This window comes from Variovorax restrictus, from assembly GCF_051216715.1.
GTDB lineage: Bacteria > Pseudomonadota > Gammaproteobacteria > Burkholderiales > Burkholderiaceae_C > Variovorax.
This window is the reverse complement of record NZ_JBPJZH010000001.1, coordinates 2,216,643-2,241,418: the sequence shown is the minus strand read 5'-3', so window position 1 is coordinate 2,241,418 and position 24,776 is coordinate 2,216,643. Positions and strand designations below refer to the sequence as shown.

General features: G+C 68.0%; 26 protein-coding genes. 6 read left to right on the top strand and 20 right to left on the bottom strand.

Annotation, left to right across the window (positions count from 1 at the left end; genetic code table 11):
- Positions 1-75 precede the first annotated feature (75 nt).
- Complete coding sequence (locus ACSFA0_RS10595; protein WP_435450142.1) at positions 76-378, top strand: HNH endonuclease; 303 nt, start codon at positions 76-78, stop codon at positions 376-378.
- Positions 379-396: 18 nt separating this feature from the next.
- Here ACSFA0_RS10595 and ACSFA0_RS10590 read toward each other — a convergent pair whose 3' ends face one another.
- The 17 genes from ACSFA0_RS10590 to ACSFA0_RS10510 form a co-directional block, all read right to left on the bottom strand.
- The gene (locus ACSFA0_RS10590) at positions 397-909 is read right to left on the bottom strand and encodes a nucleoside deaminase (RefSeq protein WP_435450141.1); all 513 of its coding nucleotides are present in this window, start codon (positions 907-909) and stop codon (positions 397-399) included.
- Positions 910-926: 17 nt separating this feature from the next.
- A complete protein-coding gene (locus tag ACSFA0_RS10585; protein WP_435450140.1) occupies positions 927-1,691 on the bottom strand; it encodes an alpha/beta fold hydrolase in 765 nt (254 codons plus the stop codon).
- Complete coding sequence (locus ACSFA0_RS10580) at positions 1,688-2,911, bottom strand: Bcr/CflA family efflux MFS transporter (protein WP_435450139.1); 1,224 nt, start codon at positions 2,909-2,911, stop codon at positions 1,688-1,690. The genes ACSFA0_RS10585 and ACSFA0_RS10580 overlap by 4 nt, the downstream gene beginning before the upstream one ends.
- Positions 2,908-3,330 carry a carboxymuconolactone decarboxylase family protein gene (locus ACSFA0_RS10575; RefSeq protein WP_435450138.1) on the bottom strand — a complete coding sequence of 141 codons (423 nt, stop codon included), beginning with the start codon at positions 3,328-3,330 and terminating at the stop codon, positions 2,908-2,910. The genes ACSFA0_RS10580 and ACSFA0_RS10575 overlap by 4 nt, the downstream gene beginning before the upstream one ends.
- The gene (gene pcaB / locus ACSFA0_RS10570) at positions 3,327-4,562 is read right to left on the bottom strand and encodes a 3-carboxy-cis,cis-muconate cycloisomerase (protein WP_435450137.1); all 1,236 of its coding nucleotides are present in this window, start codon (positions 4,560-4,562) and stop codon (positions 3,327-3,329) included. Before pcaB ends, ACSFA0_RS10575 begins: the two co-directional genes overlap by 4 nt.
- Before the next feature lie 11 nt (positions 4,563-4,573).
- The gene (locus ACSFA0_RS10565) at positions 4,574-5,158 is read right to left on the bottom strand and encodes a rhomboid family intramembrane serine protease (RefSeq protein ID WP_435450136.1); all 585 of its coding nucleotides are present in this window, start codon (positions 5,156-5,158) and stop codon (positions 4,574-4,576) included.
- A gap of 58 nt (positions 5,159-5,216) precedes the next feature.
- Positions 5,217-6,422, bottom strand: a complete 1,206-nt coding sequence (locus ACSFA0_RS10560; protein WP_435450135.1) for an MFS transporter — start codon at positions 6,420-6,422, stop codon at positions 5,217-5,219.
- Complete coding sequence (gene aroC / locus ACSFA0_RS10555) at positions 6,422-7,525, bottom strand: chorismate synthase (RefSeq protein WP_435450134.1); 1,104 nt, start codon at positions 7,523-7,525, stop codon at positions 6,422-6,424. The genes ACSFA0_RS10560 and aroC overlap by 1 nt, the downstream gene beginning before the upstream one ends.
- 62 nt (positions 7,526-7,587) lie before the next feature.
- The gene (locus tag ACSFA0_RS10550) at positions 7,588-7,779 is read right to left on the bottom strand and encodes a hypothetical protein (RefSeq protein ID WP_435450133.1); all 192 of its coding nucleotides are present in this window, start codon (positions 7,777-7,779) and stop codon (positions 7,588-7,590) included.
- Entirely contained in the window at positions 7,776-8,879 is a 1,104-nt protein-coding gene (locus ACSFA0_RS10545; protein ID WP_435450132.1) for a LacI family DNA-binding transcriptional regulator, read from the bottom strand. Before ACSFA0_RS10545 ends, ACSFA0_RS10550 begins: the two co-directional genes overlap by 4 nt.
- On the bottom strand, positions 8,876-9,865 hold the full coding sequence (locus ACSFA0_RS10540) for a 2-hydroxyacid dehydrogenase (protein ID WP_435450131.1): 990 nt from the start codon (positions 9,863-9,865) through the stop codon (positions 8,876-8,878). The genes ACSFA0_RS10545 and ACSFA0_RS10540 overlap by 4 nt, the downstream gene beginning before the upstream one ends.
- Complete coding sequence (locus ACSFA0_RS10535) at positions 9,862-10,812, bottom strand: sugar kinase (RefSeq protein WP_435450130.1); 951 nt, start codon at positions 10,810-10,812, stop codon at positions 9,862-9,864. Before ACSFA0_RS10535 ends, ACSFA0_RS10540 begins: the two co-directional genes overlap by 4 nt.
- A 112-nt stretch (positions 10,813-10,924) precedes the next feature.
- Positions 10,925-11,668, bottom strand: a complete 744-nt coding sequence (locus ACSFA0_RS10530; protein ID WP_435450129.1) for a sugar phosphate isomerase/epimerase family protein — start codon at positions 11,666-11,668, stop codon at positions 10,925-10,927.
- Positions 11,668-12,444, bottom strand: coding sequence for an amino acid ABC transporter ATP-binding protein (locus ACSFA0_RS10525; RefSeq protein WP_435450128.1), 777 nt, complete (start codon positions 12,442-12,444; stop codon positions 11,668-11,670). The genes ACSFA0_RS10530 and ACSFA0_RS10525 overlap by 1 nt, the downstream gene beginning before the upstream one ends.
- A gap of 18 nt (positions 12,445-12,462) precedes the next feature.
- A complete protein-coding gene (locus tag ACSFA0_RS10520; protein ID WP_435450127.1) occupies positions 12,463-13,272 on the bottom strand; it encodes a transporter substrate-binding domain-containing protein in 810 nt (269 codons plus the stop codon).
- A 49-nt stretch (positions 13,273-13,321) separates the two neighbouring features.
- Positions 13,322-13,975: an amino acid ABC transporter permease gene (locus tag ACSFA0_RS10515; protein ID WP_435450126.1), complete on the bottom strand. Its 654-nt coding sequence runs from the start codon at positions 13,973-13,975 to the stop codon at positions 13,322-13,324.
- A gap of 5 nt (positions 13,976-13,980) precedes the next feature.
- Entirely contained in the window at positions 13,981-14,652 is a 672-nt protein-coding gene (locus ACSFA0_RS10510) for an amino acid ABC transporter permease (RefSeq protein ID WP_435450125.1), read from the bottom strand.
- Between the two features lie 163 nt (positions 14,653-14,815).
- Here ACSFA0_RS10510 and ACSFA0_RS10505 point away from each other — a divergent pair, with 163 nt between their 5' ends.
- Both ACSFA0_RS10505 and ACSFA0_RS10500 read left to right on the top strand, forming a co-directional pair.
- Positions 14,816-15,499: an antibiotic biosynthesis monooxygenase gene (locus ACSFA0_RS10505; RefSeq protein ID WP_435450124.1), complete on the top strand. Its 684-nt coding sequence runs from the start codon at positions 14,816-14,818 to the stop codon at positions 15,497-15,499.
- Positions 15,500-15,618: 119 nt separating this feature from the next.
- Positions 15,619-18,411, top strand: coding sequence for a hybrid sensor histidine kinase/response regulator (locus ACSFA0_RS10500; protein ID WP_435450123.1), 2,793 nt, complete (start codon positions 15,619-15,621; stop codon positions 18,409-18,411).
- Positions 18,412-18,493: 82 nt separating this feature from the next.
- Here the strand turns inward: ACSFA0_RS10500 and ACSFA0_RS10495 are convergent, their stop codons facing one another.
- Positions 18,494-19,393 carry a LysR family transcriptional regulator gene (locus tag ACSFA0_RS10495; RefSeq protein WP_435450122.1) on the bottom strand — a complete coding sequence of 300 codons (900 nt, stop codon included), beginning with the start codon at positions 19,391-19,393 and terminating at the stop codon, positions 18,494-18,496.
- A gap of 137 nt (positions 19,394-19,530) precedes the next feature.
- On the opposite strand from ACSFA0_RS10495, the gene ACSFA0_RS10490 reads away from it, so the two are divergent.
- Positions 19,531-20,514, top strand: coding sequence for a zinc-binding dehydrogenase (locus ACSFA0_RS10490; RefSeq protein ID WP_435450121.1), 984 nt, complete (start codon positions 19,531-19,533; stop codon positions 20,512-20,514).
- 86 nt (positions 20,515-20,600) lie between these two features.
- A complete protein-coding gene (locus tag ACSFA0_RS10485; RefSeq protein WP_435450120.1) occupies positions 20,601-20,972 on the top strand; it encodes a nuclear transport factor 2 family protein in 372 nt (123 codons plus the stop codon).
- A gap of 193 nt (positions 20,973-21,165) precedes the next feature.
- Here ACSFA0_RS10485 and ACSFA0_RS10480 read toward each other — a convergent pair whose 3' ends face one another.
- Positions 21,166-22,902 (bottom strand): methyl-accepting chemotaxis protein, encoded by a 1,737-nt coding sequence (locus tag ACSFA0_RS10480; protein ID WP_435450119.1) that lies wholly within the window; start codon positions 22,900-22,902, stop codon positions 21,166-21,168.
- 329 nt (positions 22,903-23,231) lie between these two features.
- Here ACSFA0_RS10480 and ACSFA0_RS10475 point away from each other — a divergent pair, with 329 nt between their 5' ends.
- On the top strand, positions 23,232-23,936 hold the full coding sequence (locus ACSFA0_RS10475; RefSeq protein WP_435450118.1) for a GAF domain-containing protein: 705 nt from the start codon (positions 23,232-23,234) through the stop codon (positions 23,934-23,936).
- 47 nt (positions 23,937-23,983) lie between these two features.
- On the opposite strand, the gene ACSFA0_RS10470 is transcribed toward ACSFA0_RS10475, so the two are convergent.
- Positions 23,984-24,748 (bottom strand): amino acid ABC transporter ATP-binding protein, encoded by a 765-nt coding sequence (locus ACSFA0_RS10470; RefSeq protein WP_435450945.1) that lies wholly within the window; start codon positions 24,746-24,748, stop codon positions 23,984-23,986.
- Positions 24,749-24,776 lie beyond the last annotated feature (28 nt).

Genomic DNA, 24,776 nt, shown 5'->3' with positions numbered 1-24,776 from the left:
GGTGACAGCGTGCGGCACCCGACGCATGAGCCGGATAGCATAGAGCACCGCGGCCCGGCCGCCGCAGCCGTCCGCATGACCAAAGCCCTTCTTCTCTGCCTCCTGCTCGCCGCCCTGCCCGGCCTGGCCGATGCCCGCAACAAGCACCACGACCGCGCCGAGCAGCGTGCCTTTCGCCTGCAAACGCCGTGCCCGTCCACCGGCCAGGCCGAAGGCGCCTGCCCCGGGTGGCAGGTGGGCTACATGGTCGAGCTGTGCGCCGGCGGCCAGGACAAGCGCGAGAACATGCGCTGGATCACGCCGGAGGACAAGCGCTTCATCAAGCAGGCCGTCGGCAAGGACTGCAAGCGGCTGCGGCACACGCCCTTGCCGAACTGAAAAGCAGGCGCCCGCGGTCTAACGCGACGCCCAGAACGAGCGCTGCATGGCGATCGTTTCCTCGGCGACCTCCGGCACCGGGCCGATGAGTTCGACCGGCTTCTGGCAATGGTCGAAGACATAGCGCGACGGCATGCTCATTGTCGGGTTCTCGGCGTGGCTGCCGGTCTCGGCCAGCAGCTGCACTTCCGTCATGCCATAGACCACGCGACCGATGTTCGCCCAGTAGGCCGTGCCGGCGCACATGCAGCAAGGCTCGACCGCGGTGTAGAGCGTGCAGCCCCACAGGAACTCGGGCGTGAAGTTGGTCGCCGCCACGCGCGCGAGCGTCGACTCCGCATGGTTGACGGTGTCGATGTTGCACTGCTCGAGCAGCACCGTCTCCTGGTCGGGGCCGACCAGCACGGCGCCGAAGGGATGATGGCCGAGCGCGACGGCGCGCTGCGCGACTTCGTTCGAGCGACGCAGGTGCTTGAGCATCTGCGCCGGTGTGGGGCGCAGGCCCTGTGCGGGCAGGTCGGGATCGAACATGGGGGTCTCTCCTCGGCTCACAGGCTGCGCCAGAAGTCGATCAGCAGCGCGACGAATTCGTCGGGCTTCTCCACCGCGCTCAGGTGAGCCGCATCGAGGGTGGCGAGCTTGGCACCAGGAATCTGCGCCACCATCTGCTCCGACATCGCGAGCGGCGTGGCCAGGTCCTGCGTGCCGGCGATGACGAGCGTGGGCACGGTGATGCGCGTGTTGCTCTGGCGGAAGTCGATGGCCGCGACCGCCATGCAGGCCTCGACGTAGCCGGCGGCGTCGGTCTGCACCAGCATGTCGCCCAACGTGGCGGCGGCAGCAGTGCCTTCGGGCGTCGCGCGCCAGGCCGGCGTGATCCAGCGTTCGACCGCGCCGTCGGCGATCGCGGCGACGCCCTCGGCCTGCACCCGTCCCACGCGCGCCGTCCACGGCGCCGCGTCGGGGTAATGCGCGGCCGAGTTCGCGATGACCACGGTCCTGAGCAACTCGGGGCGTCGCACCGCCAGCGCCTGCGCCGTCATGCCACCCATCGAGAGGCCGACGAAATGCACCGGCTCACCGGCCGCCTCGCGCTCGATCAGCGCGGCCACGTCGTCGGCCAGCGTGTCGATGCTGAACGCACCCGGCACGACGGCGGACCCGCCGTGGTCGCGGTGGTCGTAGCGGATCACGGTGTGGGCGCGCGCCAGCAACGCGGCCACGCCGTCCCACATGCGCAGGTTGCAGCCGAGCGCATGGCTGAGCACGACGATCGGGCCTTCGCCCTCGCGCAGGACATTCAGGGCAATCATTTCAGGGTCTCCTTGCGGGTTGTGGCCACCGGCAGACGCGGCAGCCAGAAGAAAGCGATGAGCACCAGCGCCACGCCCGCCAGCAGCATGGGCGCGACCATCGGCCAGGCGCCGTTGGACGATTGCGGGTCAACGAAGCTGGCGGCCGTCTGGCCGACGATGAAGCCGACCGCCATCATGCCGAAGCCGGACCATGACACGGCGCGGCCCGCGAGATGCGGCAGGTCGCCCACCGCACCGGCCTGGCCGCAGGGCTGGTGGATGCCGTGGCCCAGGCAATAGACGGCGTGGCCGAGCAACAGCGGCACGATCGACTGCGGCGCCAGCACGCAGCCGACGACCTGGATCAGCGGGCCGGTCAGGCTCAGCGTCGCGCCGAGTTGCACCGTGCGAACGATGCCCAGGCGCCGCAGCAGGCGCCGGCACATCGTGGTGCTGCCGATGTAGACCAGCGAACCCGCGGCGGGAATCCAGCCGTACATGATCGGCGAGAGGCCGAGGTAGCCGATGTAGACCATGGGCGACAGCAGCAGGAAAGCGAAGATGCCGCCGTAGGTGCTGGCTGCCAGCGTGGCCCAGGCACGGAAGCTCGGGCTGACGAACACCTCGCGCACGCTGCCTTGCGGCGCAGCCGGCTCGCCCGCACCGGGCCGGCGCAGCGTCTCGTCGAAGCGGCGAAAGCACAGCGCCCACAGCAGCGCGGCATAGGTGGCCATGCCGCCGAGCACCCAGCGCCAACCGAGTTCCTGCACGGTGAAGGCGCCCATCACCGGCGCGACGAGGGCCACCACGCCCAGGCCGGTAAGCCCGCGCGCCATGATGTGCGGGCCTTCGTGCGCGGGGTAGAGGTCGCGCACCGCCGCGCGTGCGCAGACCAGAATGGCCGCCATCGCGAAGCCGTGCAGCACGCGAAAGCCGACCAGCACCGCCATGCTCGGCGAGAAGATCGCGCCGGCCGCGGCGACGGCGTAGATGGCCAGGCCCGTGAGCAGCACCGGGCGCCGTCCGAAGCGGTCGGCCAGCGGTCCACAGACCAGCTGCGCGATGCCGAAGGCCAGCACGAAGGCGGTGAGGCTGGCGCTGGCGGAGCCGAGTTCGCGTGCGATCTCGGGAAGTGCAGGCAGGTAGCTGTCGGTGGCGACCGGCTGCGCAGCGAGCAGCAGCGGCAGCAGCAGCGCGAAGGCGGTCGCTGGTGATGGCGCAGGCGCCGTCGCGCTCACTTCGGCAGCTCGTCGAGCAGCCCCTTGTCGCGCAGGATCGCGGTCGCGATGCCGAAGGCATGGTTGGCCACCGGCACGCCGCAGTAGATGGCGGCCATCATCAGCACTTCCTTGATGTCCTCGGGCGTCAGGCGCGACTCGGGCGGGCCGTCGAGCGCGGCGCGCACATGCATCGCGAACTCCTCGTACGCATGCGTGCCCAGCATCATCGACAGCACCATGAAGCGGCGCGTCTTGTCGCCCAGCGCGGGGCGACCCCAGATGTCGTGCCAGGCGTGGCGCGTGATGAGTTCCTGGAACTCGGCATTGAAGGTGGTGCGCTTGGCGAGCGACTGGTCGACCCAGGCGTCGCCCAGCACGCGGCGGCGCTGCAGCAGGCCGCGTTCGTAATCAGGATGAGGTGTGCTGTCGTCGCTCATGGCGAACCGTCCTTGGAGGAAGAGGTGACGTGACGCACGTCGTCGAATCGGGTCTGCAAGTCTTGCGCCTGCTGCCGCGCGAGGGCGGCCGCGCCGTCGGCCAGCGCCGGGTCGAACCACTCGTCGGCGGCCTGCACCGGCAGCTCGGCGCGCAGCCAGTCGATGTTGGCGCGCATGCGCGCGGCATCGACATTCAGCCCCGGCAAGGCACCCGCCAGCGCGTGGGCGCTGCCCTGCACCGTGAGCCACAGCGCCGGCCATTCGGCCAGCTCGGCCTGCCACGGCCCGAGGGCGCGCTGGTGCTGTTGCGGCATCGCGGCCAGCAGCGCGGCGACCTGCTGCGGCGCGCGCTGCGCGGCGGCCAGCGCGACCATCGACGCGACCGGGTTGCGCTTGTGCGGCATGGCGGACGAGCCGCCGCGACCGGGCTCGGCCGGCTCCCTGACTTCGGCGACCTCGTACTGGCCCAGCAGCGAGATGTCGAGCGCGATCTTGCCCAGGCTGCCGGCCAGCAGGCCAAGCTCGCAGCCCAGCGCCGTCCAGCTGTCGCGCTGGGTGTGCCAGGTGGCGCCGGGGTCACGCAGCTGCAGGGCCGTGGCCAGGCGCGCGCGCACCGCGGCGCCCTGCCCCTTCATCTGCGCCAGCGTGCCGACCGCGCCGCCCAGCTGCAGTTGCAACGCCGCCTGCGCCGCGACCTGCAGGCGCTCGCGGCTGCGCACCAGCGGTGCCGCCCAACCCGCGCACACCAGGCCGAAACTGGTGACCGAGGCCGGCTGCATCAGCGTGCGCGCCAGCATCGGCGTGGCGGCGTGCTGAACGGCATGGCGAAGCAGCGCGGCGATGGCGGCGTCGACGTCGGCCAGCAGCAGCGCCAGCGCATCGCGCGTCACCAGCACCATCGCGGTGTCGATCACGTCCTGGCTGGTGGCGCCGAGGTGCACGTGCGGCAGCGCGTCCGGATGGCGCTGGCCGACGATGTCCTTCAGCGCCTTGACCAGCGGGATGGCCAGGCTGCCGGCGCGACCGCTGTCGAGGCCGATCTGTACGGGGTCGAACTCATCGAGGTGGCAGCAGGCGGCGATGGCATCTGCCGCAGGCGCGGGGATCAGGCCCACGCCTGCCTGCGCCCGCGCCAGCTCGGCCTCGAAGCGCAGCATGGCGGCGATGACGGACGGGCCGTCGAACACCGACCGCATGGCCGGCGTCGAGAGAAAGCTGTCGAAGATGCTCATGGCGTCGAGGCTCAGCGGCGCCAGCCGAACGGCAGTTGACCGCGCCAGTAGCGCAGCGTCAGCCAGCCGCCGAGGATGCCGCCCAGGTGCGCGAAGTGCGCAACGCCGCTCATGCTGCCCGTGACACCCAGGAAGAGCTCGATCACGCCGTAGAGCACCACGAAGAGCCAGGCCGGCATCGGGATCGGCGGGATCAGCGGCACGATGCGCCGGTGCGGGAACAGCATCGCGAAGCCAACCAGCAGCCCGAACAGGCCACCCGACGCGCCCACCGTGGGGTTCGGGCTGCCGCTCCACGCGGCCACCAGCAATTGCGTCAGCGCCGCGACGATCACGCTCGCGAAATAGAACACCAGGAAGCGCTTCGAACCCCAGACGCGTTCGAGCTCGGCACCGAACATGAACAGGCCGAACATGTTGAAGACCAGGTGCGAGAGCCCGCCATGCAGAAAGGCGTAGCTCACCACCTGCCACGGCATGAAGCCGCCCGAGCCGACCGGCCACAGCGCGAAGAACGCCAGGCCGTCGACGCCCAGCGACTGGAGCAGGAACACGACCACGCAACTGAGGATCAGCGCCTGGGTGGCGGGTGGCATGGAAAACATCGGGGCTCCGTTTCTGGACTGGGACGAAAGAAAAGATCGAAAGTGCGACTCAGGCGACGGCGGCCGGTTCCAGCGCTGCCTCAGCCTTCAGCATGCGCCACGCACACAACGTACCCAGCAGCGCCAGCACCGTGGCGGCGACATACATCGCCACGAAGCCGAAGCGGCTGGCCAGCGCACCGCCGGCCAGCACACCGGCCACGCCCCCGATACCGTAGCCGACCACCGTGAAGAGCGCCTGGCCCCGACCCCGCAGGCGACCGGGGAAATGGCGTGTGATCAGCGCGATGCAGGTCGTGTGGTGCGCGGCGAAGCTCAGGCCGTGCAGCAACTGCGCGAACAGGATCGCTCCCAGCCACTGCCCCGCCACACCGGTCATCGCCATGCGCAGCACCGCCACCGCGCTGCACAGCAGCAGCCAGTGCGACATCGTCAGCCGGCCGATGAACCGCCCCTGCACGAAGAACCAGGCGACCTCGGTCACGATCGACAGCGCCCAGAGCGCGCCGATCATGCCCTTGCCGTAGCCGAGCGAATCGAGGTAGAGCGAGAGAAAGCCATAGATCGAGAAGTGCGCGGTGACGTGCAGGCACAGCGACAGCAGGAACCAGCGCACCACCGGCTGGCGCAGCACGGGCCATACCGGCACGTGGTCCTTGGCATGGCCCGCGTGCGGCTCGCGCACGTCGGGCAGGCGCCACGCGGCCAGCAGCACCAGCGCCAGCGTGACCGCCGTCCACGCCGGGAAGTGGCCCATGCCGAAGCGGTCGAACCAGGCGCCGGCGACGAACACGGTGACAAGGAAGCCCGCCGACCCCCACAGCCGGATGCGCCCGTAGCGGCCCCAGTCGCCGGCCACCAGTTGCGCCATCGCCGCTTCGGTCAGGCCCATCATCGAGCTGGTGTGCGTGAACAGCAGCAGCAGCACCAGCGCGATCCACCAGGCGTTGCCCGGCACCCAGAGCCCGAAGGACACCGCCAGGGCGATCGCCGCGCTGATGCGCAGCAGCCGCACGCGTTCGCCGGTGCGGTCGCTCAGCGCGCCCCACGCGTACGGCGCGAACACGCGGGTGAACGACTGCACCGCCGCCAGCAGGCTGATGGTCAGGATGGGCAGCCCCTGGTCCTTGAGCCACAGGGGCAGGTAAGGATTGAAGAAGCCGATGTGCGCGAAATAGCTGGCCGACAGCGCGGCGAAGGCCAGCAGGTGGCCACGGCCGCCCGCAGCCGCTGGCGAAGACGGCGCCGCCGCCACTAGAGGAAGGACGCCTGCAGCGGCGCTGCGTCCACAGCGGCCGAGACCTCGCCGTTCTGCGCGCGCTGGCGCAAGGCATGCTCCATCACGACCAGCGCCAGCATCGCCTCGGCGATGGGCGTGGCGCGGATGCCCACACACGGGTCGTGCCGGCCCTTGGTCACCACCTCGACCGGCTGGTTGTTCACGTCGATCGACTGGCGAGGGCTGATGATCGAGCTGGTCGGCTTGATGGCGATGCTCACCTCCAGGTCCTGGCCGGTGCTGATGCCGCCGAGCACGCCGCCCGCGTTGTTGGTCTCGAAGCCGTCGGGCGTGATCGAGTCGCCATGCGTGGTGCCGCGCTGCGACACGCTGGCAAAACCGGCGCCGATCTCGACGCCCTTGACCGCGTTGATGCCCATCATCGCGAAGGCGATGTCGGCGTCCATCTTGTCGAACAGCGGCTCACCCAGGCCCACGGGCACGTTGGACGCCATGACGCGGATGCGCGCGCCGCATGAATCGCCGGCCTTGCGCAGCGCGTCCATGTAAGCCTCGAGCTTCGCCACGTCGGCCACCGGCGCGAAGAAGGGGTTGTGCGGCACGTGCGACCAGTCCTCGAAGGGAATGGCGATCTCGCCGATCTGCGTCATGCAGCCGCGGAACACGGTGCCGTACTTCTCGTAGAGCCACTTCTTGGCCACCGCGCCGGCGGCCACCATCGGCGCCGTGAGCCGGGCCGACGAACGACCACCGCCGCGCGGGTCGCGAATGCCGTACTTCTTCCAGTAGGTGAAGTCGGCGTGGCCGGGGCGGAACTGCTGGGCGATGTTGCCGTAGTCCTTGCTGCGCTGGTCGGTGTTCTGAATCAACAGCGCGATCGGCGTGCCGGTCGTCTTGCCCTCGTACACGCCGGAGAGGATCTGCACCGCGTCGGGCTCGTTGCGCTGCGTGACATGGCGGCTGGTGCCGGGGCGGCGACGGTCGAGGTCGCCCTGGATGTCGGCCTCGGTCAGTGCCATGCCGGGCGGGCAGCCGTCGATGACGCAGCCGATGGCCGGGCCATGCGACTCTCCGAAGTTGGTGACCGCGAAGAGATTGCCGAAGGTGTTGCCGCTCATGGGGAAGGATTATCCCCACAACAGCGCGGACCTGCCCCTCGCGGGCGTGCCGTCCCCGCGTGTCAGTCGACCTTGGCGCGCGTTTCCATCCGCTGGATCAGCTCGCCGATCTGCAGATCGATGGCAAAGAGTCGCTCGTTGAGGATGGCCGTCTGCAGCCGCAGCGCCTCGACGATCGCCCGCGTCTGCGGGTCGGGCGCCGTATCGACCAAGACCGACAGCTCGTGCAGCTTCTTGCGCAGTTCGTTGCTCATGACGAATCCTTTCCTGGGGTCGCCACAGTATCGCGGCCCGGGTGCCCCTCGTGCAACGCCGATGACCCGCGCACCACCAGCTCGCCGGGCAACAGCCGCTGGCGCGCTGGGCCTTCGAGCCCGCGCAGGCGCTCGATCAGGCAGGTGGCCGCCGCGCGGCCGATGGCGTCGGTCGGCTGCGCCAGCGTCGTGAGGCCCGGGCCGATCAACGGCGCCCACTCGGGATCGTCGAAGCCGACGAAACCCAGCTCGCGGCCGAAGTGCCAGCCGATGCGCGTCATGGCGGCCGCCACGCGCAACGTGACCACCGCATTGCCCGCAATCACCGCCGCCTGGCGGCGCCCGCGCTTCGCCCGCTGGTGCAGGGCCCGCAGGGCAGCTTCCAGGCCCGCGGTGTCGCCGTCGTCGCTCTCGAAGACCTCGCCCCTGACCTTGGGCGCGTGCGCCGTCACGCAGTCGTGGAAAGCCGCAGCCCGCTCGCGCCGGGTGCTCACGCCCTTCTGCGGCTCGGTGATGTAGAGCAGCTCGCGCCAGCCGCCGCCCCGCAGGTGCTCGCAGACCTGCGCCATCGCGCCGGGGTTGTCGAGCGACACGAAGTCCGCGTGCATGCCGGCATGGCGCCGGTCGACCAGCACCGCCGGCTTGCCGTGCAGCGCCACCGCGTCCACCACGCCGGCGCCGCGGCCGAGCGTGTTGAGGATGAAGCCGTCGACCTGGTAGCCAGCCAGCGCGTCGATGGCTTCGCGCTCGCGCCCGCTCTCGTTGCCGAGGTTGAACAGCATCACCAGGTAGCCGGCGTCCTGGCAGGCCTTCTCGGCGCCGCGCAGCACGGCCACCGAATAGGGGTTGGTGATGTCCGCGACGATCAGGCCGATGAGGCGCGACTTGCCGCGGCTCAGCGCCTGCGCCATGGGGCTCGGCGAATAGCCCAGCGTGGCGATGGCGGCTTCGACGCGCGCCGCGATGTCGGGGCTCAGCAGGCGCTCGCGGTGGTTGAAGAAGCGCGACACCGTCGCCTTCGACACGCCCGCGGCCGCCGCCACGTCGGCGATGGTGGCCCGTTGGCCGGCGGGCTTGGGGCGTGGCGCGCGGGTGCTCACACGGCCGCCATGTCGTAGGCGGCGGCCGGCTTTTCGCCGGCCAGCGCCTGCAGCAGGTTGGTGGTGGCCAGCTCGGCCATCGCATGACGGGTCTCGTGCGTGGCGGAGCCGATGTGCGGCAGCGGTGTGACGCGCGGGTGCGTGCGCAGCGCCGAGTCCATCGGCAGCGGCTCCTTCACGAACACGTCCAGGCCGGCGGCGCGCAGGTGGCCGCTGTCGAGCGCGGCCAGCAACGCGGCTTCGTTCACCGTGGCACCGCGGCCACCGTTGATGAAGACGGCGCCAGGCTTCATCGCGGCGAACAGGTCGGCATCGATCATCCCGCGTGTCGCATCCGACAAGGGCAGCATCGCCACCACGAAGTCGGCGCGCGCCAGCAGCTCGTTCAGCGGCGTGTGCGTCGCCCGGCCCTGCAGCTCGGGCGCCTGCGTGGCCAGATCGACCGGCCGGCGCGCGTGGTACAGCACCGGCATGCCGAAGCCCAGCGCAGCACGCCGTGCGATGGCCTGGCCGATGCGGCCGAAGCCCAGCAGGCCGATGGTCTTGCCATGCACGTCGAAGCCGAACAGGTCTTCGCCGATGTTCTTGGTCCAGTGCCCCTCGCGCACGAGGTTGGCGAGCTCGACGACGCGGCGGCTGGTCGCCATCAGCAACGCAAACACCGTGTCGGCCACCGTCTCGTCGAGCACGCCGGGCGTGTGGCACAGCACGATGCCGCGCGCGTTCAGCTCAGCCAACGCGTAGTTGTCGACGCCGACCGACACGCTGGAGATCACTTCCAGCTGCGGCGCGCGGTCCAGCAGCGCGGCATCGACCGGGTAGCTGGAGCCGATGAGCCCGTGCGCCGTCGGCAGCGCCGCCTGGAAGGCAGCCAAGTCGCGCTTCGGGTCGGCGACGACGACAGGGTGCGCGGCCTGCAGCCGCGCCAGCTGGTCGGGCGGCAGCTCGCGAAAGACGACGATGTTCTTCTTGCTCGATGCGTTCACAGCCCAGCCTCCTCCAGTTGCGCCCGCGTCGGCAGGCCTTCGGTGTCGCCCAGCACCTGCACGGCGCGCGCGCCGATCCAACTGCCGCGGCGCACCGCGTCGGGCACGCTGCGGCCTTCGAGCAGCGCGCTGACCACGCCGGCCGCGAAGCCGTCGCCGGCGCCCACGGTGTCGATCACTTCCTTGACCGGGAAGCCTTCCACGCGGCCGGTGCCGGCCGTGTCGCTGTCGTAGTACGCGCCCTCGGCACCGAGCTTGACGACGACCAGCTTCGCGCCGAGTCGGCGATAGAACTGCGCGACACCTTCGGGCGTGCTTTCGCCGGTGAGCAGCAGGCCCTCTTCCATGCCCGGCAGCACCCAGTCGGCGCGCGAGGCGAGGTCGTTGATGGCACTGCGCATGGCCTCGGTCGACGCCCACAGCGTCGGGCGCAAGTTGGGGTCGAAGGAGATGGTGCGGCCGGCGGCGCGCATCACGTCCATGGTCTTGATCGCGGCCGGCAGCGTGGTCGCCGAGATGGCCGGGAACACGCCGGTGGCGTGCAGGTGGCGCGCCGACGTGAGCCAGGCCACGTCGACGTCGTTCACCGTCATCTGGCTCGCGGCCGAGCCCTTGCGGTGGTACTCGACCGGCGGGTCGCTGCCGTCGGTGACGCGGCCCTTGAACTGGAAGCCGGTCTTCTGCGTCGCGTCGCAGATGACGTGCGAGCAATCGATGCCCTCGGCCTTCATCGTCGCGAGCAGGCAGCGGCCCATCGAGTCGGTGCCGAGCCGGCTGGCCCAGCCCACCTTGAGGCCGAGGCGCGACAGGCCGATGGCCACGTTGGTCTCGGCGCCGGCGGTGCGCTTGTGGAAGGACTGCGCGTCTTCCAGCGGGCCGGGCCGGTCGGCCACCAGCAGCAGCATGGCTTCGCCGAACAGCGCAACATCAAAAGTGATATTCGTCATAGGAGGGTCCGTCTTGTTCGCGGACACCCGACGAACCGGCTCCGCCGGGCGTCTGGGTGTGCCCCCTCGAGGGGGAGACGACCCACACGCAGTGGGGGAGTTTCGGGGGTGGTCATCGAGCCTCGCGGATGATGTCGATCTGCTGCCGCGTGACGGCCAGCAGGTCGTCACCGATCAGCGGGTATTCGATGGCGTGCGGCACGTTGGCGGGCAGCGCGCGCAGCACGGCGCGCCACGGCGCAGCCGACTCCGTCAGCGGCACCGCCACCCACTTGGCAGGCAGCCGCTGCACGCCCTTGCAATGCACGTAGCGCACGCGGTGGCCGAGCGCCTTGGCCGCTTCGAGCGGGCACTCGCCGACCCAATGCCAGTTGCCCATGTCGAAGGTCATGCCCAGGTCCACGCCCGCGCGGTCGGCCACGTCGAAGAAAGTCTGCAACGCGGGCAAGGTGCCGGCGGCGACGGTCTGATCGTTCTCGATCAGCAGCTCGATGCGGGTTTCCTCCAGCGCGACCTTCAGGCCCCACAGCGAACCGTGCGAGGACGCACGGAAGTCTCCGATCGCCATCTTCAGCCGCTTGGCACCGAGCGTCGTCGCGGCAGCGATGCCACGTTGCAAAGCCGCGCTGTCGAGCCAGCCGCCTTCGGCCCACAGGCCCTCGGGGCTGCTGTAGACAGAGGCATGACCGGCGAGTGCTGGCAGTTCGGCGACGGGGTCGCGCAGCAGTTCGCCGCGGACCTCGACCGAATCGGCCCCGGCTGCCCGCGCGAGTTGCGAACACCACAGCTGGCCGTGCCGGCCCACCTCGGCGGCGCCGAAAGACGACAGCGAGATCAGTACGGGAATCGAAGCCATCAATGCGCCTGATGCGACGACAGGATCTGGCCGAGGAACTGCCGGGTCTTCTCGTTCTGCGGGTTGCCGAAGAATTCCGTCGGTGGCGCCTGTTCGACGATCTTGCCGTCGGCCATGAAGATCACGCGGTCGGCCACGCTGCGGGCGAAGCCCATCTCGTGCGTCACGCATAGCATGGTCATGCCGTCTTCGGCCAGCGAGATCATGGTGTCGAGCACTTCCTTGACCATCTCGGGGTCGAGCGCCGAGGTCGGCTCGTCGAACAGCATGATCTTGGGCGTCATGCACAGCGCGCGCGCAATGGCCACGCGCTGCTGCTGGCCGCCGGAGAGCTGGCTCGGGTACTTCTTCGCCTGCTCGGGAATGCGCACGCGCGTGAGGTACTTCATCGCCACCTCTTCGGCCTGCGCCTTGTTCATGCCGCGCGAGCGCATCGGCGCCAGCGTGCAGTTCTCGAGGATGGTGAGATGCGGGAACAGGTTGAACTGCTGGAACACCATGCCGACCTCGGCACGCACCGCGTCGACGTTCTTGCCGCCCGCGGTGAGCTCGATGCCGTCGACCACGATGCGGCCCTTCTGCACCGTCTCGAGCCGGTTGATGCAGCGGATGAGCGTCGACTTGCCCGAGCCCGACGGGCCGCAGATCACGATGCGCTCGCCCGCGCGCACCGCGAGGTCGATGCCGGTCAGCACCTGGAATTCGCCGTACCACTTGTTCACCGCCTCCATGCGGATGATGGGCTCGGCGCCGTTCGTCGTCACTGCGTCGGTCATGGGTGTTCCGTCAATTGCTTACTGCAGCTTGGGCAGGTCGGCGCCCAGCCACTTCTGGTACAGCTTGTTGAGTTCGCCGTTGGCGGTGTTCTTCGCGACAAAGTCGTTCACCGCCTTGGTCAGCTCGTCCTGGCCCGGACGCATGGCGATGCCCATGGCCTGCTGCACCAGGTTGAACTTGTTCTCGAAGGTGTTCGGCGGCACGCGCTTGGCGATCTGCGCGGCGACCGTCAGCGAGCAGCCGATGGCGTCGACCTGGCCCGACATCAATGCCTGCATGGCCGAGGCGTCGTCGTCGAAGCGGCGGATCTCGGTGCCATCCGGTGCGGCCTTGGTCACGGCCACGTCCTGCGTCGACGCGCGGGCCACGCCGATGCGCTGGGTCTTCAGGTCGGCAGGCGTCTTGATGGTGGCGCTGGTCTTGCCGTACAGCACGATGGTCGCGGCCGCGTAGGGCGTGGAGAACTGCACCTGCTTGGCACGCTCGGGCGTGACCGCCAGCGACGCGACCAGCAGGTCGACCTTGTTGGTCAGCAGGAAGGGAATGCGGTTCGGGCCGGTGACCGGCACGATGTTGGCCTTGACGCCCCACTCCTTCGCCAGCAGCTTGGCCACGTCGGCGTCGTAGCCGTCGGGTTCGTTCTTGGCGTTGGTCGTGCCGTACGGCGGGAAGTCCACCAGCATGCCGATGGTGATCTCGCCCTTCTTCTTGATGTCGGCCACCGACTGCGCGGCGGCGAAGGGGGCGAACACGGTGAGCGCGGCGCCCAGGCCGAGGGCGGCCAGGGCGGCGGTGGTGCTGCGGCGGGTGGTGTTGAACGGGGTCATGTCGAAGTCTCCTAGGTTGGGATCGAAACAGGAAAGATGAAAAGCGTGTTCAGCGAGCCAGCGCGAGGTTGCGCTTGCGCTCCATGCGCGCCGCCAGCAAAGAGAGCGGCCAGCAGATCGCGAAGTAGATGGCGGCCACCGTCGTGAAGACGTACAGCGGCTGGAAGGTCGCGTTGTTGATGATCTGCCCGGCACGCGTGATCTCGGTGAAGCCGATGATGGCCGCGAGCGACGTGCCCTTGATGATCTGCACCACGTAGCCGACCGTGGGTGCCAGCGCGATCTTGAAGGCCTGCGGCAGCACCACGTCGCGCATGCGCGCGCTGTACTTGAGGTTGAGCGCATGCGCCGCCTCGATCTGCCCGCGCGGGATCGCTTCGATGCAGCCGCGCCAGATCTCGCCCAGGAAGGCCGCGCTGTTGAGGATGAGCGCCGCGCCCGCGGCGATCCATGGGTTGATGTCCAGCCCCAGCACCGGCGCGCCGAAGAAGATCAGGAACAGCTGCAGCAGCAGCGGCGTGCCCTGAAAGATCTGGATGAAGCCGATGGCCAGGCCGCGCGCGGTCTTGCTTTCCGACGTGCGGGCCAGCGCGATGATCAGGCCCAGGATCGCGCCGCCGATGAAGGCGATGGCCGACAGCGCCAGGGTCCACTTGGCGGCCTCGAGGATGAAGAGGAATTCGGGATAGCCGAAGGTACGCATGATGTTCAGCGCCTGTCAGGGTAGTTCAGCGTGCGCTGGTAGATCAGCTTGAACAGGCCCGAGAAGGCCATCGCCAGCAGCAGGTAGATGCCGGCGACCACGATGTAGATCTCGAAGCTGCGGAAGGTCTGCGACTGCAGGTTGGCCGCGACCGAGGTCAGGTCGTCTGCCGAAATGACCGACACCACCGCAGAGCTCAGCATCAGCAGGATGAACTGGCTGGTGAGCGCCGGGTAGATCGCCTTGAGCGCCGGCTTGATGATGATGAAGCGGAAGATCTCCCAAGGCTTGAGGTTGAGCGCCCTGCCCGCCTCGATCTGCCCGCGCGGGATCGACTCGATGCCGGCGCGGATGATTTCCGTGGCATACGCGCCGAGGTTCACCACCATCGCCGTCAGCGCCGCCGTGTAGGGCGACCAGCGCAGGCCGATGGCCGGCAGCGCGAAAAAGAAGAAGAACAACTGCACCAGGAAAGGCGTGTTGCGGATCACCTCGATGTAGGCATTGACGATGAAGCGCAGCCAGCCCGGCCCGGAGGTCTTGCCCCAGGCGCAGAAGACCGCCACGATGAGACCGAGCGCGGTGGCGATGAGCGAGAGCTGGACGGTGATCCAGGTGCCCTTGAGCAGCAGCGGCCAGGCCGCGAAGACCGCGTCGAACTGGAATTGGTAATTCACGGGACAAGCCCTGCGGACAGGAATCGGTGCATGGGCTGGCAGTGTATGAAACCGGTTTCAGGCAAGCATCGGGGTTTTCCCTTGTATGCAAGATGATCCCTGCTTACAGATGCAACACGCCTGCAGCGCGGCTGTCAGGTCACCGCGCGATGCTCGACGCACCATGACCGCCGACCGCCCCACGCCCACGCCCACGCCCTCGCCCTCGCCCTCGCCCTCGCCCTCGCTCGCGACCACCACCGACGACCGCGAGCCCTCGCTGCGCAACGCCACGTTGTCCGACGTGACGGCCCGCCGCCTGCCGCGCCCCGAGAGCATCACCGCCGTGATCCGGCACCATGTGCGTCCCGCCGCCGCCGCGGCCTACGAGCAATGGCTGCAGCGCATCGTGCCGATCGCCGAGCGCTTTCCCGGGCATCGCGGCGTCCATGTCATCCACCCGCCGGCGGGCTCCACGCTCTACACCGTCACGATCCGCTTCGACTCGCTGCTGCATGCCGAAGACTGGTTCCAGTCGGCCGCGCGGCATGCCCTGCTCGACGAGGTGCTGCCGATGCTCGACGGCGACGAAGAAGTGAAGACGGTCACCGGCCTCGAGTTCTGGTTCCACCCCGGGCCGGGCCAGAAGCCGGCCCGGCGCTACAAGCAAGCCCTGGTCACGCTGTCCGTGATCTTTCCGCTCACGCTGTTCGTGCCTCGTGGCGTGCAGTGGCTGGCCCGCTGGGTGCCGGCGCTGCACGAGACCTACCTGTCGCACTTCGTGACCGCGGCCATCGTCGTCGCGCTGATGACGTACGTGCTGATGCCGCGCATCACGCGACGGCTTTCAGCCTGGCTCTACCACTGAGCCGGCGCGCCCGGCACCGGGTCGTCACCGTGAAGGGGTATGCGGGGCTGCGTCCAAACTCGGCAAGAATCGACGCTCGCGCCAAGCCGGCGGCCCACGCTCTCGACGCCCTTCTACCCATGCGCAAAGTCCCCCTGCAAACCCGGCTGCTGCTGATCGCGTCGGCCGCGATCCTGCCGCTCGCCGCGGTGTGCGGCATCGCCCTGTATGCGCTGTTCCAAAGCCAGCAGTCGCAGAACGAAGCGTCGACGCTGGGCGTGGCGCGGGCCCTGGCCACTGCCGTCGACGGCGAACTGCGCCTCACCATCGCCGCGCTCCAGACACTCGCACTGACCGAGCCTCTGGGCACCGCAGACGGCGCTGGCCGGGACGAGGCACTGACGCTCAGCCGTGCCGTGCGCGCGTCGCACCCGGAGTGGCGCGGCATCTTGCTGGCCGACCCGGCCGGCCGCGTTCTTTTCACCACCGATGGCGACCTCGGCGGGCGCACCACGGTGCTCGAACGGACCAGCTTCGACGAAGCGCTGCGCAACGGCAGGCCGGTCGTCGGGCGCCTCGCACGCGGCGAGCGCGGCAACCTCGCCTTTCCGGTGCGCGTCCCGGTGGTGCGCGACGGCACCGTGCGCTTCGTGTTGACGGCCATCGTCCGGCCAGAGTCGATCGCCGCGGTGTTGCGCAGTCAGCGCGTCCCCGACGGCTGGGCCGTGTCGATCTTCGATGCGCAGCAGGTTCGCATCGCCCGCACGCTCGACGACGAGAAGTGGCGCGGTAGTGCGCCCAGCGCCACGCTGCGCCCTCTGCTCGACGCCATCGGCGACCGGCGCGAAATGGTGGGCCGCAGCACCAACGTCGACGGCGTGCGCGCGCAGACCGCTGTCGCGCGTCTCGACGCCGGCCCCTGGACGCTGGTGCTCGGCGCATCGGTCTCCGATGCCGAAAGCGCGCGGCTGCGCACCATGGCCGCGTACCTGGCCGGGCTGCTCGCATCGCTGGGCCTGGGGGCCTTCGGCGCGTGGTGGATGTCGCGCGCCATCACCCGCCCCATGCGCCGCTTGCGCGACGGTGCGGACGCGCTGGGCCGCGGTGCGCCACGGCCGTCCGGCGCCTCCGGCATCGCCGAGATCGACGACGTCGCGCACGCGCTGGAATCGGCCGCCGTGCTGCGCGCCCGCAGCGAGGCGGAGCGGGAAGACCTGCTGCGGCTCGAACACCTGGCGCGCACCGCCGCGCAGGCTGCCGAACAGCGCATGGAACGGCTGGTCGACGCCAGTGCGCAGCTGTCGCGCTCGCTCGAGGAAGCGTCGACGCTGTCGACCATCGCGCGCGTTCTGGTCCCCGATGTGGCAGACCTCTGCCGCATCGACCTGATCGACCGAAACGGCCAGCTGCAGCGCAAGCTCGTCCACCACTTCGACCCGGTGCGCGGCGCGCAGATCGCCGAGCGCATGAGCCGCCGCAGCGGATCGGCCGACGAACCGGGTTCGTTCCCCTGGGCCATCCGGACCGGCCAGTCGTTCCGGCACAACGTCGACGATGCCGACACGCCAGCGATCTCGGACGGCTCCTTGCGCGAATTCGTGAAGGTGCTGGGCATCCAGGCGGGCTGCGTGGTGCCGCTGATCGCACGCGGGCGCACCATCGGCGCACTGGCGGTACTGCAAATCGAGTCGAAGCGCCGCTTCTCTGCCGAAGACGGTGCGCTGATCGGTGAACTGGCGCAGCGCGCGGCCCTCGCGCTCGACAACGTGCTGCTGCTCGCCCAGGCGCGCGAGGCCCAGGCCGAGGCCGAAGCGGCCAACCGCGCGAAGGACGAATTCCTCGCCATGCTCGGCCACGAGCTGCGCAACCCCCTGGCCCCGATCGGGCTGGCGCTGCAGCTCATGGCGCGGCGCGATGCGCAGGCCTTCCCGCGCGAGCGCGAGATCATCGACCGCCAGGTCCGCCATCTGTCGCGCATGGTGGACGACCTGCTCGACGTCTCGCGCATCGTGTCCGGCAAGATCGCGCTGTCGCTCGAACAGGTCGACCTGCGCGACGTCGTCACACGCGCCATCGAGCTCACGCTGCCGGCCCTGCAGGCCCGCGCTTCGATGCCGCGGCTCGAACTGACCGACACGCCGGTCTTCGTTCAGGGCGACCCGCTGCGGCTGGTCCAGATCGTCTGCAACCTGCTGACCAATGCCGCCAAGTTCAGCCCCGCCGACGCGCCGATCCGCGTGACGCTGCAGGCCGACGCGACACAGGCCACCCTCACCGTGGCCGACAAGGGCCTCGGCATTCCGCCGGCCCTGCTCCCGCGCGTGTTCGAGCGCTTCGTGCAGGGCGAGCAGGCGCTGCAGCGCGCCGCGGGTGGGCTGGGCCTGGGCCTGGCCATCGCGCAGAGCCTCGCGGCCTTGCACGAGGGCCGGATCGACGCGCACAGCGACGGTGTCGGCACCGGCAGCGCCTTCACGCTGCACCTGCCGCTGTTCGCGGCAGCGCCACCGGCCCGCGTTGTGCCGGCGCCCCCCGATGCAGGTGCACCGGCCTTGCGTCTGCTGCTGGTCGACGACAACCGGGACGCGGTCAACGTGCTGGCGGACTGGCTCCGGATGGAAGGCCACGAGGCGCGCGTGGCCTACAGCGCCGAAGAAGCGCTGGAACGACTGGCCGAGGAAGCCGGCGACGCGGCGGTGCTCGACATCGGCCTGCCCGGCATCAGCGGCTACGACCTGGCACGCCGGGTGCGCGCCAATGCCGCGACGGCGCATCTCCCGCTGGTCGCGCTGACCGGCTACGGGCGCGCGTCGGACCGGGAGCATGCCTTGAACGCCGGCTTCGACGACCACTTCGCCAAGCCCGCTGATGTGGAGCGCATGCTGGAGCGCCTCCGGGCGCTGGTGGCATCGACGTCGGCACGACGGCCGCAGTGAGTGTCGGCCTCCGTGCAGCAGCTGGCCATCAGCAGGGCAAGATGCGCGCACTGGCCGTGCAGGGTCAAGGTCGGCACGCAGCTCATCTTTGCTGCTCGGCCGGCAGGTGGCCGTTCGAGGTCGCACCGCTGCCCGGGCCGACGCACTCGATGACCATGTCAAGGAAGGCGCGAAGCCGGCCCAGTCCACGCAAGTCCTGGTGATAGGCGAACCACACGTCCCGGCCCGGCGGGGGCGGGTGCAGGTCGTGCCTCTCGATGCCGGGGTAGTGGTCACCCAGCAGCGTCGGCAACACGGCGAAACCGGCTCCCAGGGCACAGGCGCGCGCCTGCACGTCCCGGTTGTTGCTGCCGAGCGCGAAGCTTGCTTCCGGAAACGTCCTCTTCAACCAATGCACATCGGGCAGATCCTCGAACGCCGCATCCAGCGTGATGAGCCGCGTGCCCAAGCCATCGCCCACCGTCGGCGCACGCATCCCGGACGGACCGTACAGCGCATAGGTCATGTGCATCAGCTGACGCTGGACGACCCCCGGGCTTTCCGAAGGTCGAATGCGAAACACCAGTTCCGCCTCCCGGCGCGCAAGGTCGAGAAAGCGCGAGTCCGTGATGAGGTCGACGCGCACTGCCGGGTGGCGCGCGACGAATCGAGCCACGACCGGCGTGAGGACATGCAGTCCAAACCAGTCGGAAGACGACACGCGAAGACGGCCTTGAAGCTCGGCGCCCTGCCCTGCGAGTTGTCGCTCGATGGCAAGTGACTCTTCTTCCATTCGCTCGGCGTGCGCCAGCACCGCGGCGCCTTCGTCCGTGAGTTGAAAGCCCTCGCGCCCGCGTTGGAACAGCTTCCGACCCGTCGAGTCTTCCAGGGCTCGCAGGCGACGCCCCATCGTCGGCTGCGACATCCCCAGACGCTGCGCGGCGCCGCTCAGCGAGCCTGAGCGGGCGATCGCCAGAAAGATGCGTACGTCGCTCCAGTCCATCGGCGCATTCAATTACGAATGAATGAAGTTCATTTGTGTGAATTTACATTCAAACATGAACAACCCAGACTTCAGTCCTGCCTTCACATTCATTTCGAAAGGACGCCGCCATGTCGAGCTCTCGTATCCCCGCCACGATGCAGGCCGCCGTTGTTCGCGAAGCCAACAGCCCCTTTGAATTCCACGACCGGCCGGTCCCGGATGTTCCTCGGGGCCATGTCCTGGTGCGCATCGGCGCCAGCGGCGTCAACCCGCTCGACACCAAGATTCGCGCCGGCGTGGCGGCGCATGCCGCGCACCCTCTGCCGGCGGTCCTCGGCATGGACATGGCAGGGGTCGTCGTCCAGGTCGGCCTCGGCACCACGCGCTTCCAGGTGGGCGACGAGGTCTACGGTCTGGTCGGTGGCGTGGGCGGCTTGCAAGGCACCTTGGCCGAATACGTCAGCGTCGACGCGAATCTCCTTGCACGCAGGCCGAATCGCTTGTCCTTGCGCGAGTCCGCCGCGCTCCCGCTGGTCTCCATCACCGCCTGGGAAGGCTTGGTCGACCGTGCTCACGTCGGGACCGGTCACAAGGTGCTGGTCCATGGCGGCGCCGGGGGCGTCGGGCATGTGGCCATTCAGATCGCGCGCGCATTCGGCGCCGTGGTCTATGCGACCGCAAAGCCATCGCAGTTCGAGGTGGTCCGTTCATTCGGCGCGACGCCCATCGATTTCACGTCCTCTGCCCCTGCAGACTATGTTCGCGAGCACACGGCCGATGAGGGTTTCGATGTGGTGTACGACACCGTGGGCGGCCCTACGCTTGATGCATCCTTCGTTGCTGTACGTCGCTACACCGGCCATGTCGTCAGTGCGCTGGGTTGGGGCACGCACTCGCTGGCACCCCTGTCTTTCCGAGGAGCAAGTTATTCCGGCGTCTTCACGCTGCTGCCGATGCTCAGTGGCAGGGGCCGCACCCATCACGGAGACATCCTGAGCCAGGTCGCCGAACTGGTCGACGCCGGTCGGCTTCGGCCGCTCTTGGACACCCAGCGATTCACCCTCGGGCAGGCCGGTGAGGCGCACGCGCGCGTGACCGGTGGTCAGGCTGTCGGCAGGGTCGTTGTCGACATCGACTGAGTGCTTCCCCTGCTTGCAACGACACTCGCCACACGATGACGGCAAGGATCACCGGGCGGTTCATCTGCTCCTAAAGGAATCGAGCCATGCTTGAGCAAGAGATGAATTTTCGTGACATAGCCGATGCGCTGATTACTGCCACCAATGCATTGGATGCAGCCATCGTGCTGACGCTGTTCTCGCCGGATGCGGTGATCGACGACCCCTCCACCGGCCATCGTTTCGATGGTCATGCCGGCATTCGCGAGTACATCGAACGGTATTTCATCGGCTATCGAACGGTCACGCGCTTCCTGTCGATCGAGGCCCTCGGCCAACGCCGAGCGCGCCTGCGCGTCGACTTCACCGGCGACTTCGGACACGAGATCGGGTTGCTGGAGCTAGCGGTGAATGAGGTTGGACTGATCGCACGTATCGACGCCAACCTCGAATCGCACACCAAGCACGCCGCAACATGAAGAACCCTCGCAGGCGTTCTCGACGATCGAGCCCTGGTCCATGGACTGACGGCGTGCACGCCCGCCCAGCTCGAAGGCCGCCTGGAGCGTCGTGGGCACGCCCGTCCAGCCGATGCGGGCGCTGACCCGGATTGAAGCTCGCCCCGCCTGCAGCTGGCGCTGTTTTCGAGGAACGATGAGCTCGGAAGCTCCGTCAGTTTCCGTCCGCTGCGTTGTGGGCCACCGCGAGCCGCAGTGACGATGCGGAAACGAGCCGCTTGCCGACCGCCTTGTTGGCAGTTGAGGCGGCGGCCTTCTTCACCACCAATGCAGTTGGCAGACGCGACGGCCGAATCGCCACTGGCGCGGAGACGCCCGCACCTGCGTCCAGCTTGAACACACTGACGGCCTCGACGAGGCTGCTGGCGTGCTCCTGCAGCGATGACGAGGAGGCGGCGGCTTCTTCCACGAGCGCTGCGTTCTGCTGAGTCACTCGGTCCATCTGAGCAATGGCCTGGTTGACCTGCTCGATACCGGCGCTCTGTTCCTGGCTCGCTGCAGTGATCTCGCCCATGATGTCGGTGACCCGGCGGACGCTTCCCACGATGTTCTCCATCGTCCTGCCAGCTTCGCCCACGAGCTCGGTGCCTGCAATCACCTTGCTGACCGAGTCATCGATCAGTGACTTGATTTCCTTGGCCGCTGCGGCAGAACGTTGTGCGAGGTTGCGTACTTCCGATGCCACGACAGCAAAACCTCTTCCCTGCTCACCCGCGCGGGCCGCTTCCACCGCAGCGTTCAAAGCCAGGATGTTGGTCTGGAACGCGATGCTGTCGATCACGCCGATGATGTCGACGATCTTCTTCGAAGAGGCATCGATGGACGTCATGGTGGCAACCACCTTGTCCACGACCTCCCCACCTTTGACGGCCACCGTGGAAGCGGAGAGTGCCAGCTGGTTGGCCTGGCGGGCATTGTCCGCGTTCTGCTTGACGGTCGAGGTGAGTTCCTCCATCGAGGCCGCCGTCTGTTCGAGCGAGCTGGCTTGCTCTTCGGTCCGGGACGAGAGGTCCTGGTTGCCCGCAGAAATCTGACCCGATCCCACGGCGACGGCATCGGCACCGCTGCGGACCTGCCCGACGATGGTGGCCAGGCTGTCCCGCATGCCCCGCATCGCGAACAGGAGGCTGGAATCGTCGCCCTGCTTGAGGGCGATCGCCATGGTGAGATCGCCGCGTGTGATGCTTTCCGCAATGCGCGCCGAGTATTGCGGTTCACCGCCCAATTGCTGAAGCAGGCTGCGGCTGATGAACCAAGCCGCCACCGTGCCGATCGAAATTGCAATCGCGCACAGCACCAGCATGAACACCAGGAAACTGCGCGCGACGCCTCGCGCCTCGGTCGCCAGTGCCTGATTCATTTCCTCTTCGAGGTCGATGAGGACATTGACAGCCGCGAGCCACTCCACGAAAGCGGGAGCCGCTTGCCGGCGCAACAGCTCGATCGCCTCCGGAACCCTGTCGTTCATTCGCATGTCGATCAGCTTGGCAATCACCGGCTGGGCCTTGGCTTCGATCGCCTTGATCGCCGCCAGGGCCTTCACCTCTTCAGGGGTTGTGGCTGCAGCCGTCGAGAAAAGCTGGTCGAGCGGACCTGCCGACTTGGCGTATTTTTCAGCCAGGGCCGTGATCTTCGCGATCTCCGCTTGCGCGGCTGCGGTGCTGTCGGCGAGCACCACATCGCGAACCGCGATGGCCCGGTCATGCACGCTGCCCCGAAAATTGATCGCATAGCGTTGTTTCACGCTGTTGACGTCGTTGATGGTGGCGAGCGTTGATTCGATGCTGCGCACCCTGCTCACACCCAGGGCCACCAGCAAGATGATCAGGACAAAGACGGTGCCAAAACCCAATGCCAGCCGTGTGCTGACTTTCATGCTCTTGATGTTCATTTGATTTTCAGCAACCTGATTCCGGGCAACCAGAGACGATAGAAAGAAAAGATCCGATGGCCCAGCACAGAATCACTCACGGCGCGCCTCGCGAGCTTTCAACATCTATCGGCACGCGTCGAGATTTCTGAAGGCCTGCGGTGACCGTGGCTGGCACCGGCGAGGTTTGCCGAGATCCATTCAGCGTGCGACACCGGTGGTCCTCGTGCCGAGTGGCATGGCCGGAGGGCCAGCTCATCAAGGCGAACTGGAGTGCCGGAGCAGGTAATTTTTCGCGGAATGAAAACTCGGCGTGTTCGGCATGGCGACGGATCGCCACACAATCTCGCATGCCTCGCGCTGAAGACTTATCTGACCAGGAACTTATCGCTGCTTCGCAGGACTTGCGCCGCAGGGCTCTACAAGGGGACGACACCCAAGTCGAAGCCCGCCGCCATGAGATCGCGCTTCGTCGACGACTCAAGGTCGTCGATCCGCTCGCCGCTTCCCTCACGCCCAGGGCCACGGCGGCAGACACCGCCCAGGACCTCGAGCTGGCGATGCTTTCATCGATCACCCGCAAATACACCATTGCAACTGCGGACCTGACAACCCAGTCGGACCGGGTCTTGCGAGATCTTCTTCACAACGTGCGTGTTCTTCTGGCAATGGACATCGCATTTGTCGCCGAATTCGTGGACGGACAAAAAGTTTTTCGCCAGCTGGATGCCGCTGAGGACGAGATCCTCCCCGTCCAGGAAGGTGACTCCGCATCACTTGAAATGACGTTGTGCCAGCGTGTGGTTGATGGCCGGCTGCCGCAGTTGCTCAACGACGCCAAGTCAGTGCCCGAACTCCGGGATCTGAAGATTGCGAAGACGCTCGATATTGGCGCCTACCTCAGCACGCCGGTGGTGCTTCGCTGCGGGACGGTCTACGGGACGTTATGTTGTATCAGCCACTCGGCCCGTTCGGCGTTGGGCAACAAGCAGATCGACGCCCTGCGGCACGTGGCAAAAATCATCGGCGCCGAGCTGGACAAGAAGCGGCCTTGAAAGCCGCCGCAGCCCACCGGACTTGGGCTGTCGCGCGCCTTTGACGATCAGTGCAGCAGCTGGCTCAGAAACAGCTTCGTACGCTCGTGCTTCGGATGGCTGAAGAACTCGGCCGGCGCCGCCTCTTCGACGATCGAGCCCTGGTCCATGAAGATCACGCGGTTGGCCACCTGGCGCGCGAAGCCCATCTCGTGCGTGACCGACAGCATGGTCGTGCCGTCTTCGGCCAGCGACACCATGGTGTCGAGCACTTCCTTGACCATCTCCGGGTCGAGCGCCGACGTCGGCTCGTCGAACAGCATGACCTTGGGGCTCATGCACAGCGCGCGTGCGATGGCCACGCGCTGCTGCTGACCGCCGGAGAGCTGCGACGGGTACTTGTTCGCCTGGTCGGGGATCTTCACCTTCGTGAGGTACGACATCGCGACCTCCTTGGCTTCCTTGGGCGAGTACTTCTTGCTCCAGATCGGCGCGAGCGTGCAGTTCTCGAGGATGGTCAGGTGCGGGAACAGGTTGAAGTGCTGAAACACCATGCCCACGTCGCGGCGCACCGCGTCGATGCGTCGAGTGTCGTTGGTGAGTTCGATGCGGTTGACCACGATGTTGCCCTGCTGGTGTTCTTCCAGCCGGTTGATGCAGCGAAGCAGCGTCGACTTGCCCGAACCCGAAGGGCCGCAGATCACGATGCGTTCGCCGCGTCGCACTTCGAGGTTGATGTCGCGCAGCACCTGGAAGTCGCCGAACCATTTCTGCACGTTGACCATGCGGATGACGAGTTCGGCGGCCTTCGGGTCGGTGTCGGGCGCAAGCATCGGAGCGGGCACAGCGGTCATGGCAATC

Bases quoted from the DNA above. Each gene is read 5' to 3' on its own strand.
- pcaB (WP_435450137.1), bottom strand. From the start codon at position 4,562: ATGAGCATCTTCGACAGCTTTCTCTCGACGCCGGCCATGCGGTCGGTG.
- ACSFA0_RS10490 (WP_435450121.1), top strand. From the start codon at position 19,531: ATGCAGGCCGCCGTTGTTCGCGAAGCCAACAGCCCCTTTGAATTCCAC.
- aroC (WP_435450134.1), bottom strand. From the start codon at position 7,525: ATGAGCGGCAACACCTTCGGCAATCTCTTCGCGGTCACCAACTTCGGA.
- ACSFA0_RS10505 (WP_435450124.1), top strand. From the start codon at position 14,816: ATGACCGCCGACCGCCCCACGCCCACGCCCACGCCCTCGCCCTCGCCC.
- ACSFA0_RS10480 (WP_435450119.1), bottom strand. From the start codon at position 22,902: ATGAACATCAAGAGCATGAAAGTCAGCACACGGCTGGCATTGGGTTTT.
- ACSFA0_RS10475 (WP_435450118.1), top strand. From the start codon at position 23,232: ATGCCTCGCGCTGAAGACTTATCTGACCAGGAACTTATCGCTGCTTCG.
- ACSFA0_RS10575 (WP_435450138.1), bottom strand. From the start codon at position 3,330: ATGAGCGACGACAGCACACCTCATCCTGATTACGAACGCGGCCTGCTG.
- ACSFA0_RS10535 (WP_435450130.1), bottom strand. From the start codon at position 10,812: ATGACGAATATCACTTTTGATGTTGCGCTGTTCGGCGAAGCCATGCTG.
- ACSFA0_RS10550 (WP_435450133.1), bottom strand. From the start codon at position 7,779: ATGAGCAACGAACTGCGCAAGAAGCTGCACGAGCTGTCGGTCTTGGTC.
- ACSFA0_RS10585 (WP_435450140.1), bottom strand. From the start codon at position 1,691: ATGATTGCCCTGAATGTCCTGCGCGAGGGCGAAGGCCCGATCGTCGTG.
- ACSFA0_RS10565 (WP_435450136.1), bottom strand. From the start codon at position 5,158: ATGCCACCCGCCACCCAGGCGCTGATCCTCAGTTGCGTGGTCGTGTTC.
- ACSFA0_RS10590 (WP_435450141.1), bottom strand. From the start codon at position 909: ATGTTCGATCCCGACCTGCCCGCACAGGGCCTGCGCCCCACACCGGCG.
- ACSFA0_RS10520 (WP_435450127.1), bottom strand. From the start codon at position 13,272: ATGACCCCGTTCAACACCACCCGCCGCAGCACCACCGCCGCCCTGGCC.
- ACSFA0_RS10500 (WP_435450123.1), top strand. From the start codon at position 15,619: ATGCGCAAAGTCCCCCTGCAAACCCGGCTGCTGCTGATCGCGTCGGCC.
- ACSFA0_RS10495 (WP_435450122.1), bottom strand. From the start codon at position 19,393: ATGGACTGGAGCGACGTACGCATCTTTCTGGCGATCGCCCGCTCAGGC.
- ACSFA0_RS10470 (WP_435450945.1), bottom strand. From the start codon at position 24,748: ATGCTTGCGCCCGACACCGACCCGAAGGCCGCCGAACTCGTCATCCGC.
- ACSFA0_RS10515 (WP_435450126.1), bottom strand. From the start codon at position 13,975: ATGCGTACCTTCGGCTATCCCGAATTCCTCTTCATCCTCGAGGCCGCC.
- ACSFA0_RS10485 (WP_435450120.1), top strand. From the start codon at position 20,601: ATGCTTGAGCAAGAGATGAATTTTCGTGACATAGCCGATGCGCTGATT.
- ACSFA0_RS10525 (WP_435450128.1), bottom strand. From the start codon at position 12,444: ATGACCGACGCAGTGACGACGAACGGCGCCGAGCCCATCATCCGCATG.
- ACSFA0_RS10595 (WP_435450142.1), top strand. From the start codon at position 76: ATGACCAAAGCCCTTCTTCTCTGCCTCCTGCTCGCCGCCCTGCCCGGC.
- ACSFA0_RS10530 (WP_435450129.1), bottom strand. From the start codon at position 11,668: ATGGCTTCGATTCCCGTACTGATCTCGCTGTCGTCTTTCGGCGCCGCC.